11 protein-coding genes, 1 tRNA gene and 2 pseudogenes are annotated in these 9,548 nt (G+C 66.1%); 5 read left to right on the top strand and 9 right to left on the bottom strand.

Going from position 1 to position 9,548, the window contains the following annotated elements; translation table 11 throughout:
* Positions 1-64 precede the first annotated feature (64 nt).
* Both RGD00_RS17575 and RGD00_RS17570 read right to left on the bottom strand, forming a co-directional pair.
* Positions 65-1,534, bottom strand: coding sequence for a sigma-54-dependent Fis family transcriptional regulator (locus RGD00_RS17575; RefSeq protein ID WP_310458578.1), 1,470 nt, complete (start codon positions 1,532-1,534; stop codon positions 65-67).
* A 91-nt stretch (positions 1,535-1,625) separates the two neighbouring features.
* Positions 1,626-1,894: pseudogene (locus RGD00_RS17570) on the bottom strand (transposase); the annotation flags it as partial.
* Positions 1,895-1,896: 2 nt separating this feature from the next.
* Here RGD00_RS17570 and RGD00_RS17565 point away from each other — a divergent pair.
* From RGD00_RS17565 to RGD00_RS17555, 3 genes are all read left to right on the top strand, one after another.
* Positions 1,897-2,127: a hypothetical protein gene (locus tag RGD00_RS17565; RefSeq protein WP_310458577.1), complete on the top strand. Its 231-nt coding sequence runs from the start codon at positions 1,897-1,899 to the stop codon at positions 2,125-2,127.
* Between the two features lie 19 nt (positions 2,128-2,146).
* Positions 2,147-3,151: a DUF4340 domain-containing protein gene (locus tag RGD00_RS17560; protein ID WP_310458576.1), complete on the top strand. Its 1,005-nt coding sequence runs from the start codon at positions 2,147-2,149 to the stop codon at positions 3,149-3,151.
* A 228-nt stretch (positions 3,152-3,379) separates the two neighbouring features.
* The gene (locus RGD00_RS17555) at positions 3,380-3,532 is read left to right on the top strand and encodes a hypothetical protein (protein ID WP_310458575.1); all 153 of its coding nucleotides are present in this window, start codon (positions 3,380-3,382) and stop codon (positions 3,530-3,532) included.
* Positions 3,533-4,002: 470 nt separating this feature from the next.
* Here RGD00_RS17555 and RGD00_RS17550 read toward each other — a convergent pair whose 3' ends face one another.
* The 3 genes from RGD00_RS17550 to RGD00_RS17540 are packed head-to-tail and all read right to left on the bottom strand — an operon-like array spanning position 4,003 to position 5,631.
* Positions 4,003-4,296, bottom strand: a complete 294-nt coding sequence (locus RGD00_RS17550) for a GNAT family N-acetyltransferase (RefSeq protein WP_310458574.1) — start codon at positions 4,294-4,296, stop codon at positions 4,003-4,005.
* Positions 4,289-4,927, bottom strand: coding sequence for a CoA transferase subunit B (locus RGD00_RS17545; protein WP_310458573.1), 639 nt, complete (start codon positions 4,925-4,927; stop codon positions 4,289-4,291). The genes RGD00_RS17550 and RGD00_RS17545 overlap by 8 nt, the downstream gene beginning before the upstream one ends.
* A complete protein-coding gene (locus tag RGD00_RS17540; RefSeq protein ID WP_310458572.1) occupies positions 4,927-5,631 on the bottom strand; it encodes a CoA transferase subunit A in 705 nt (234 codons plus the stop codon). The genes RGD00_RS17545 and RGD00_RS17540 overlap by 1 nt, the downstream gene beginning before the upstream one ends.
* A 149-nt stretch (positions 5,632-5,780) precedes the next feature.
* On the opposite strand from RGD00_RS17540, the gene RGD00_RS17535 reads away from it, so the two are divergent.
* Positions 5,781-5,866, top strand: a tRNA-Leu gene (locus tag RGD00_RS17535).
* A gap of 108 nt (positions 5,867-5,974) precedes the next feature.
* On the opposite strand, the gene RGD00_RS17530 is transcribed toward RGD00_RS17535, so the two are convergent.
* On the bottom strand, positions 5,975-6,436 hold the full coding sequence (locus tag RGD00_RS17530; protein WP_310458571.1) for an Lrp/AsnC family transcriptional regulator: 462 nt from the start codon (positions 6,434-6,436) through the stop codon (positions 5,975-5,977).
* A 106-nt stretch (positions 6,437-6,542) separates the two neighbouring features.
* Between RGD00_RS17530 and RGD00_RS23540 the strand changes: the two are divergent.
* Positions 6,543-6,749, top strand: a pseudogene (locus RGD00_RS23540) (hypothetical protein); the annotation flags it as partial.
* 408 nt (positions 6,750-7,157) lie between these two features.
* On the opposite strand, the gene RGD00_RS17520 reads toward RGD00_RS23540, so the two are convergent.
* Genes RGD00_RS17520 through RGD00_RS17510 form a run of 3 tightly spaced genes read right to left on the bottom strand, consistent with a single transcriptional unit; the run spans position 7,158 to position 9,529 of the window.
* On the bottom strand, positions 7,158-8,513 hold the full coding sequence (locus tag RGD00_RS17520) for an IS1380-like element ISPme1 family transposase (protein ID WP_012112698.1): 1,356 nt from the start codon (positions 8,511-8,513) through the stop codon (positions 7,158-7,160).
* 54 nt (positions 8,514-8,567) lie between these two features.
* Positions 8,568-8,858 (bottom strand): hypothetical protein, encoded by a 291-nt coding sequence (locus tag RGD00_RS17515; RefSeq protein WP_310458569.1) that lies wholly within the window; start codon positions 8,856-8,858, stop codon positions 8,568-8,570.
* Positions 8,855-9,529 carry a YcbK family protein gene (locus tag RGD00_RS17510; protein WP_310458568.1) on the bottom strand — a complete coding sequence of 225 codons (675 nt, stop codon included), beginning with the start codon at positions 9,527-9,529 and terminating at the stop codon, positions 8,855-8,857. Before RGD00_RS17510 ends, RGD00_RS17515 begins: the two co-directional genes overlap by 4 nt.
* Positions 9,530-9,548 lie beyond the last annotated feature (19 nt).

The raw sequence follows: 9,548 nt of genomic DNA, 5'->3' as shown, positions 1-9,548 counted from the left end.
GGTCTTTGTCGATGCTCATACGTGGGTCTCCTCTGAGAGCAGTTACCACGTCAGCGCACAAAATTTAGGATAGTCCCTTGCGGCGGTCCGAATAGATCTCCGAGAACCGCTTCACCAGCTGTTCCAGGTCACCGCGGCGTTCGGCCAGCGCGGGCAGCCGCACCACGGCGCCCGAAAGTCGGAAGTAGAGATCGGCGCGCAGTCTGCCTTCTGCCAGTAGGCCCGACAGCGAAACTGAGGAAAGGCAGACCACCTGCACAGGCCGTTCTGCCCCGCGTTCAAGCCGCGCCAGACGCTGCACGAGGGGCGGCTGCAAATCGGCAGGAGTCTCGGCCGGCTCGTCGAGGATAAGCGTACCGCCGCTTTCTGCAAGCCGCGCCATCGCCTGCGCAGCCGTGCCCTCGCGCAGCCCCGCCTCGTCCAGCAGGCTGCAATCCAGCACCTCGACCGGCAAGCCGGCCTGCGGCCCGGCCTCATGCAGAGCGCGGGCAAGGGTTTCCTTGCCGCTGCCCGCCGGCCCCTTGATCAGCAGCGCCACGCCCGTGGCCAGGATACGCCTAGCCTCAGCGCAAATTGCGGCCATCGCAGCGCCCGAAGCGGCAATCGTCTCTAAGTCTGGTCCGACTTGCGCTGCGCCGCCGCGTCGACTGCTGCGCGAAAGGGTCACGATCAGCCCGATGGGTTCGCCGCTGTCGGACACCACGTCGATATCGGCTCTTGGCAAGGCGTTGCGCATCCGTTCGGCCAGTTCTCTTACGTCACCGTCACCACCCTGCGGTCTGATCGTCCTCTCTGGCGCCTCCCCGGAGGGCGCGCTGGCCCAGATCGGCTGGCCGTAGCGATTTAGAAGAAAGATATCGGCACCACGCGCCCCGCGGCGCGACAGTAGATGATCGACCAACCGATGTTGTTCTCGCAGTTCCATCCCACGCAGGACTTCCTCGATCTGAGCGGCGAGGCTTACGGAAAGGGCTGTGCCATGGCGCAGGTTTTCGTCAGAAGGCGTGGAAATGTTGATCACGCCGAGGACTTCGCCGGTTTGAGGGTTGCTGATCGGAGAAGCGGCGCAGGACCAGCGCTGGATCGCCTCGCAGAAATGTTCCACTCCGCTGATGGCAACCGGTTTGGCGACGTGCAGCGCTGTGCCGATCGCGTTGGTGCCGATGGCATCCTCCTTCCAGCACCCCCCCGGTTTCAGATGGTTTTCTTCGCCACGGGAGAGCACACGCGTATCGCCTTGTGCGTCGAGGATGACCCCGTCACGGTCCGCCAGCAGCACCATCGCCCCCGCATCGTCGAGCATGTAGCCCGCGCGGTTGACCGCTGTCCGTGCTGCCTGCCAAAGTCGTGTGTTGCTGGCACGCAAGCCGTCAAGCCGGTCGCGATGAATGCAAGGCGCACGCCGCAGGGAATCGATCCCCGCGACATCTCGAGACCGGAGCCAGGATCTGAACACGATTTCGCGTAAGCTTGGGGGTACGCTCCCCAAGGCACGAAAGCGTTCCCAGTCCTCCTTCTGGATGCTCTCTGCCATGTCTGCGCCCGCATTTGGGAACCCATGGTAAGGGTATCGGGCCAGCACGTGTCAAGAAAATATGCTTAGGTCATGTTGAAAAATGGCAGAGCTAGAGACCGATCGAGGTTATGTCGATGAAGCCCAGGAAGCTCCTGGCGGCTTTGTCGTAGCGTGCGGCAATGCGACAGGCGTTATTAAACTTGTTGAAGCAGCGCTTCACAAGGTTGCGCAGTCGGTAGAGGATGCGATCTACGGCCACGCGCTGTTTGCGGGTCTTGCGCATGGGGATGACTGGCACCACGTTGCGCGCTTCCATGGTTTGCGAATCTTGTCAGAGTCATAGCCGCGATCGGCCAGCATGACGGTAGGGCGAGGCAGCCGTGGCCGACGACCGGATCCTAGCCGAGACCGACCGGCTGCGCGCCGATCTTCTGGCCGCGCGGGCGGAGTTGCGGCAGGTGCAATACGACCTGCGTCGTGAGGTCGAGGCGCTGGAATCGCGGGTGACCGCGCTCAATGTCGGGCTCGTGCCGCTGCTCGCGGCGCTGGTCGCCCTGGTCTTTGCCCTCAGAAAACCCAAGCGCCGCCTGCCTGTCCGGGCGGGGGCCTGAAACCGACGGAGGACATTCGATGACACCGAAATCCTTTCTGCTTCTGGCAGGCATCACCACGATTTCGCTGGTTGCAGTGCTCGCCACCGGCATCGGCGGGCATGGCGCAGCACCCACGGTCGGGGCGGGGCGGCCACTTTTCCCCGATCTCGCCGCGCGCAGCGCGGAGATCGCCAGCCTGACCCTGCGCGCGGCTGATGGTGCGGAGATAGTCGTCGCCCGCGACGACGGGCGCTTTGTCGATCGCGACTCGGGCTATCCAGTGGATGAGGCGAAACTGCGCGAACTGGTGCGGGCGCTGGTCATGGCCGAAATCGCCGAGGCGAAAACCGCCGACCCCGCCCGCCATGCCGATCTGACCCTGGCGGCACCCGGGGCCGCGCGCGGCGCCGGGCGCGAGGTGGTTCTGGCCGATGCTTCCGGTGCGCCTCTTGCCGATGTGGTGATCGGTGCGCGCGACTATACGTTGGGCGGTGCGCTCGGCGGGCAATATATGCGCCGCGGCGGCGAGGACGCCACCTGGCTTGCCCGCGCCCGCATCGATCCGCCCGCGCGCCGCGCCGACTGGTTTGACCGCGGGCTCACCGATTTCGGAGCCGATCGCGTGGCGCGGCTTGTGCTGTCCCCCGCCGAAGGCGAGGCCATCACGCTTGTCCGGCGCGACGGCGCACTGGAGATCGAGGGCGGGCTGCCCGCGGGGCGGCAGGCCAACCGCAGCAACATCGACCGCCTCGCCCGGCTGATTGGCGGGCTGAGTTTCGCGGATGTGCGCCGCGCCACCGGGGCGCCGGCAGAGGGCGCCACGATCCGGGCCGCGGTCGCGGACGGCCCGACGGTGGTTCTGACCGCTTTGCCGGCCGAGAGCGAAACAGACTGGATACGCATCTCGGTCGAGGGCGATGGCGAGATGGCCGATGCCCTGCGCGCGCGTGTCGCGGGCTTCGACTTTGCGCTGTCCTCTTACGACGCTGCACCCCTGGGCTGGACGGCAGACGATCTGACCGAACCGGAATCGGCAAGCTGAGCAGGATCACGCCTCCCGACCGCCCCCGACCTGAACACGACGGAAATTTCGAATGCGCAGGTGCAAGAAACGCGAAACGGAGGTCCTGATCGCGAAACATGGACATTCCGTCGGAAACCCTCGGGGCCGTTCTTCTCTGATACGCCTACTCTGATGATGGGTTGGGTAGCCCCTCCTGACGGCACTTTTGTGCCACAGTGATCCAGACAGGATCAGGAGGATATGGCAATGACGAAGGAAGTCTCGATCATCGGCGTGCACTTGGCGAAGCAGGTGTTTCAGTTGCACAGGGCGACGGCGGAGACCGGAGCGGGAATAGCCAACACCCAAACCACGCCTGTTTCTGCTTGCGGCATGAGGAGCGGCAACTGCCCTGATTGACCTGTAGCGACTCCCTGCCGCTCTTTGAGACCGTCAAACTGTGATCCGGGCCGGGCGATGCCCTTTGGTCGAGACGTCCGGCGCTTCCTGAGGGCTGGGCCCGGCGCGGATTTCACCGGCATGCCCGTGCCTGGTCGCGCATGACGCTGTAATCGGCGAGCATTCCAGCGATAGCCGACCCCTCTGGCAGCAGATGGAGTTCGTCGGCCGCCCGCGCCTGGAGCTCGCGGCCATACTCGACCACGGGCGGGCACGTCGCGAGCCTGCTGTCCTCAGAACTCACCGGGGGATTGCTCCAGCCGCGGAGCGCGCCTCTTCCTGGAGCGGTCATCGGCTTCCCAGCCTGCACCGCAAGGGCAGATTGCGGCAGCAGGGGTTAAGAAGGTCCTAACCGCCCCTCTTTCTGGACGGAAATATCCCGGGGGGTGAGCCCGGAACGGGCGAGGGGGGCAGCGCCCCCCTGCGACCTGTCAGCCCGCGAACACGTCCGCCCATTCGGGATGCTTCCGGCTCTGCGCCTTCACGAAGGGGCAGAGCGGCACGACCTTGAAGCCCTCCGCCCGCGCTGCCGCCACCAGCGCCTGCACCAGCGCCAGCCCGGCGCCGGTGCCGCGGAAGCTGTCGGGCACGCCGGTGTGGTCGGCGATGACCAGCGTGGGCGTGGTGACGGAATAGGTCAGCTCCGCCTCCTCGCCGCCGCGGCGGAGGACGAAGCGGCCCTTCGTCGTCCCGTGCTCGCGGCTGACCTGGTGGTCCTCAGACAATCGTCGCCTCCGTCGCGGCGCGCAGGTCTTCCTCGGTGACGCCGGGCGCCAGTTCCACGATCTTCAGCCCGCCCGGCACCACGTCGAGGACGCCGAGGTTGGTGATGATCCGGTTCACCACCGCCTTGCCGGTCAGCGGCAGGGTGCAGCGCTTCAGCACCTTCGACTCGCCGTGCTTGGAGGTGTGGTCCATCACCACCACCACCCGGCCGACGCCGGCGACCAGATCCATCGCCCCGCCCATGCCCTTGACCAGCTTGCCCGGGATCATCCAGTTCGCCAGGTCGCCGTTCTCGGCCACTTCCATCGCGCCGAGGATCGCCATGGCGATCTTGCCGCCGCGGATCATGGCGAAGGAGGTCGCCGAATCGAAATAGGCGGTCTGCGGCAGTTCGGTGATGGTCTGCTTGCCGGCGTTGATCAGGTCGGGGTCTTCCTCGCCTTCGTAAGGGAAGGGGCCCATGCCCAGCATCCCGTTCTCCGACTGCAGGGTGACGTTCACGCCTGCGGGGATGTAGTTCGCCACCAGCGTCGGGATGCCGATGCCGAGGTTGACATACCAGCCGTCCTGCAGCTCCTGCGCCGCCCGTGCCGCAATGCCGTTGCGGTCCCAACCCTTCACGTCCGACATCACACCGCCTCCCGCTTGCGCACCGTGCGCTGTTCGATCCGTTTCTCGTGCTTGCCCGTGACGATGCGGTGGACATAGATCCCCGGCAGGTGGATGGCGTCAGGGTCGAGCGAGCCGAGCGGCACGATCTCCTCCACCTCCGCCACGCAGACCCGGCCGCAGGTGGCGGCGGGGACGTTGAAGTTGCGCGCGGTCTTGCGGAAGACCAGGTTGCCCGAGGGGTCGGCCTTCCACGCCTTCACGATCGACAGGTCGGCGACGATGCCGCGTTCGAGGATATAGGTCTTGCCGTCGAAGTCGTGGTGTTCCTTGCCCTCGGCGATCACGGTGCCGACGCCGGTGGCGGTATAGAAGCCGGGGATGCCGGCGCCGCCCGCCCGCATCCGCTCGGCCAGCGTGCCCTGCGGGTTGAACTCCAGCTCCAGCTCGCCGCTGAGATACTGGCGCATGAACTCGGCATTCTCGCCGACATAGGAGGAGATCATCTTGCGGATCTGCCGCGTCTCCAGCAGCACGCCGAGCCCGAAGCCGTCGACGCCGGCGTTGTTCGAGGCCACCGTCAGCTCCTTGACGCCGCTGTCGCGGATCGCCGCGATCAGCAGTTCCGGGATGCCGCACAGCCCGAATCCCCCGGCCGCGATCAGCATTCCGTCCTTCAGCAGCCCCTCAAGCGCCGCCCCGGCGCCCGGATAGACCTTGTTCATGGATACCCCCCGCAAACTCCTGGCCCCATAAAGGGGGCCATGCGCGGGCTTGTCAATTGCCGCGCCGCGGCATCCGGGGCGCCGAAAACGACAGCCGGCACGCCGAAGGGCTTCCCCCGGCCCGCGGCTCCGCTATGGTGCGCCCGCCCGCCCGCGTGGTGGAATGGTAGACACATGGGACTTAAACTCCCTGGGCCGCAAGGCCGTGCCGGTTCGAGTCCGGCCGCGGGCACCAGCTGGGCGGGAAGCATCCTGCGGCCCTTGCCGGGGTGTCGGGGTGCGGTCGGGGGGAGCCGGTCGATCCGGCCTCCCAAACCGCCGCCCGAATCCGTTTCCCCGCCCGCTACTGCGTCTCCTTCACCGCCTCCATCGCCACATAGGTCGAGGTCGAGGCGACATGGGGCAGGGCGCTGATCCGTTCGGCCAGCACCCGGCGGTAGTCGGCGATGTCCGCCGTCCGCACCTTCAGCAGATAGTCGAAGCGGCTGGCGATCATGTGGCACTGTTCCACCTCGGGCACCGCCAGCACCGCCCTGTTGAAGGCCCGCAGCGCCGCCTCGCGGGTGTCGGACAGCCGAACCTCGACGAAGGCGACATGGGCCTGCCCCATCTTCACCGGGTCGAGGACGGCGCGGTAGCCGGCGATCACCCCCGCCTCCTCCAGCCGCTTCATCCGCGCCTGGGTCGGGCTTTTCGACAGGCCGATGCGGCGGGCCAGCTCGGTGGCGCTGATCCGCCCCTCGGCGGCCAGCACGGCCAGGATCGCCCGGTCGAAACGGTCGAATCCCTGCGGTCCGTTTGCCATGTTCTTCTCCGGAAAATCGGTCGTTCCGGCTGCATATCACGCATATTCCGGGAAAACAGCCCGCCGCTTCGGCTGTATCCTGCCGCCGCGAGCCGAGGAGTGCGCCATGACCGACCTTCCCCCCTGGGACATCATCGCCAAAGGGTCCCTGACCGACGAGGAGGCGCTGGTCCGCCGCCTGCTGGATCAGGCCGCGCTCGGCCCCGAGGACCGCGCCGCCATCGCCGCGGCCGGGGCCGATCTGGTCCGCCGCATCCGGGGGGCGACCAGGCCGGGGCTGATGGAGGTGTTCCTGGCCGAATACGGGCTTTCCAGGCACATCCCCCTTCAGGATATGAAGATCGGTGCCGCAAATCGTGGTCTTGGTCACCCGCACGATCACGTCGGTGGGTTTTTCAATGACAGGTTTTGCCTTTTCGACCCAGTCTTTCTTGCCGGGTCCCTGATAGACGAGCGCTTTCATTCTCGTTTCCTCCTTGGCGCTGATTGTCCGATGTCTTCCGACATTCCCCAAGTGGCCTGCCGCTTGACTTCAAGATCGCCTGATTTTGCTCGCTGGGCAAGCGTTCAGCGCCCCGAGCGGTGTCTGTCGTCGCGCAAACGGCCGAAGTCGGGTGGATCAAGCCTCGAACCCGCAGCATTCTGGCCCGGCAGAGCCGCTTTTCCGCGCGGCAGACGGACCTGTCCTGCCGCTTTCGTTCAGCTTGGGCATGGATCGTGGTCATGCGCATGACGGAGGCGTTCGAAGACGGCGGATGGCGGCAAGGACGGCCCGCACCATCGGGCCGGTGACGGCGACCTCGGCCAACTGGAAGGTAATGGCGCGGGCGTGGCGGACGACGCGGGCGCCGATCTTGATCAGCTTGAGTTGCAGGCTGGTCAACGACCAGTCCGCCATGGCCTCGGGCAGTTCGATGCAGCGCAGGAAGGTTGCCAGGTTGTAGGCCAGCGCGTGCAGTTGCAGCCGCACCTCGTTGTGCCGGAACTTCCGGCATGACAGCCGCGTCCAGCGAAAGGCATATTTGCCTTCCTTGATGTGCTGCTCTGCGGTGCCGCGCTGGTTGTAGAACCTCACCACCCAGTCTGGCTCCATCGGCAGGTTGGTGACGATGAAGCCGACTTTGGGGAACAGCTCGCCCGGATGCCATTCGATCTTGGCGATGACGCGGCGCGGCTTGTCCCAGGACGCCGCCTGATACTCGAAGTCCTCGAAGAACCGTTTGACCTTGGTCAGCGAAGGCCGTCCCACGGGCCGTGTCAGCCGATGCGCGATCTTCTCGCGCAAGACGGCGTTGGCGGGCAGACGGATGGCGTAGAAGAACCTGGCTTCTTCCAGCCGCATATAGATCGCGGGGATCGCGTAGGCAGCGTCGGCCCGGAAGAAGCGTCCACCAAGGTCGCGGCCAGCATATCGGGCAATGACGGGATCAAGGACATCCCGCCAGCCATCGGCGCTGTGGACATTGCCGTTACGCAGGGCGCAGCGCTCCAGCATGCCAAACTGGTTGAACAAGAAGATGGGGTGATAGCAGGTGCAGTCGAAATGCCCGTTCCAGGCAGCACCTTCCTGATCGCCGTGGGTGGGGCTGACCGAGCTGTCCATGTCCAGCACGATGTATTTCAACCCGTTGCGGTCATGGAACCGGTCGATCCATTGGCCGTTCAGATCGGCCAGCGCCGCCCGGTTCGCGGCCAGAGCCAGCGTCTCGGTCTCGAACCGTCCCATCTGCGATGCCGAAGCAGCTTGCGCCTCGACGGCCCTGCCGCCAACGACCTGACGCATCACGGGATCGAGGGCCAAGCGGTCGGCATCGTTCACATCCTCGTATCCGGCCAGTCGTCCGAACACCGATTGCCGGAACAATCCGTCAAGCCGATGGAGCGTGTTCTTCCCGGTGCGGCTGTCTCGCAGCGCCTCCGACGCCAGATTGGACAGGCCGAGCACGTCATCAAGCTCGCGCATCACCAGCAGGCCACCGTCTGAACTGATCTGCGCACCACGGAACTCCAGACGCACACGGCGGTCGAAATCAACCCGATCTCCCCGCGCCAAGCCCGCACCCTCCAGGTGATCCATGAAACGCGCCCCTCGCAGCCGTCAACGCCATGATTTATATGCGAAATATCACGATTACGACAGCGAAATCAGCGACTTACTTGGAGAATGTGGGTCACCGTCGCGCAGCCTGTCAGCGAGATCGTCGCGAAAGCGAGGGCGACGCGCCGCCGCTTCCAGCATCCGACGTTGGACGTCATTGGCCTTCTCCGTGGTTTCAAGGCGCTCGGCGAGGCGGCCAGCACGCTCGCCGGACCGCCGAAGCGAAAGCAGGAACAGGAGCACTGCCAGCGCGATGACGTTGTAGCGGAGCGCCGTGCGCGCCCATGCCGATCCGGCGAGCGTGGCGATGAGCCCGGAGATCACCGCCGCCCCCGCTTCCAGTCATCGAGCCGGGCGTAGATCGTGACCGCGATGCCGCCGAGCGCCACGGCGATGAACAGCCAGCGCAGGGCGTCTAGATACGGCACGAGCGGCAGGATCGCGGTCTGCGTCTCGGTGAGCACCTGCTGTGCCACCTCGACTCCGGCCGCTCCGAGCGTCGCGACACCCGCCGCGCCACTGCCCTTCATGGTTCGACTCTGCGCCAAGACCTCGCGCGCCGGCGGGGCTTCGGCCGCGAAGGGCACTGGGCACTCGGGGAAGCGCTCGCCCCACTGACGCGCCGGGCCGAGATCGATATGCATGAAGCCCGAGCGCGGGTAGAAACCTAAGCCGAGGAAGCCGACCTCGCGCGCGGCTGCCTCGAAGGCGACCGGATCATGATTCGCCATGGCGATGTCGAAGGCCGTGCCCTGCATGTGCTTCGAGGCCGGGGCCCCGCCGACGGCGCGATTGTGCTCGGGGCTGCGATAGGCCGAACGGACGATGAGGGGCTTGCCAAGCCGATCGCGCAGCGCCTGGAGCTTGTCGAGCGCGGGCTCGTTGATCAGCAGCTTGCCGGTGCCGCGGCAGGCGATCTCGGCCGGGCTGAAGTTCGGCCAGCGCCAGGCGCTCGCGGGCACGTCGCGCCAGTGATGGTAGAAGGTCGTGGTCATGGGGATCCTCCGGAAACGA

It is taken from the genome of Ruixingdingia sedimenti, assembly GCF_031432425.1.
GTDB lineage: Bacteria > Pseudomonadota > Alphaproteobacteria > Rhodobacterales > Rhodobacteraceae > Ruixingdingia > Ruixingdingia sedimenti.
The sequence above is the reverse complement of the archived record's forward strand: the minus strand, read 5'-3'. Positions and strand labels throughout refer to the sequence as shown.

Coding starts and splice junctions, on each gene's coding strand:
- RGD00_RS17575 (WP_310458578.1), bottom strand. CDS start 1,534: ATGGCAGAGAGCATCCAGAAGGAGGACTGGGAACGCTTTCGTGCCTTG.
- RGD00_RS17560 (WP_310458576.1), top strand. CDS start 2,147: ATGACACCGAAATCCTTTCTGCTTCTGGCAGGCATCACCACGATTTCG.
- RGD00_RS17555 (WP_310458575.1), top strand. CDS start 3,380: ATGACGAAGGAAGTCTCGATCATCGGCGTGCACTTGGCGAAGCAGGTG.
- RGD00_RS17545 (WP_310458573.1), bottom strand. CDS start 4,927: ATGTCGGACGTGAAGGGTTGGGACCGCAACGGCATTGCGGCACGGGCG.
- RGD00_RS17540 (WP_310458572.1), bottom strand. CDS start 5,631: ATGAACAAGGTCTATCCGGGCGCCGGGGCGGCGCTTGAGGGGCTGCTG.
- RGD00_RS17530 (WP_310458571.1), bottom strand. CDS start 6,436: ATGGCAAACGGACCGCAGGGATTCGACCGTTTCGACCGGGCGATCCTG.
- RGD00_RS17520 (WP_012112698.1), bottom strand. CDS start 8,513: ATGGATCACCTGGAGGGTGCGGGCTTGGCGCGGGGAGATCGGGTTGAT.
- RGD00_RS17510 (WP_310458568.1), bottom strand. CDS start 9,529: ATGACCACGACCTTCTACCATCACTGGCGCGACGTGCCCGCGAGCGCC.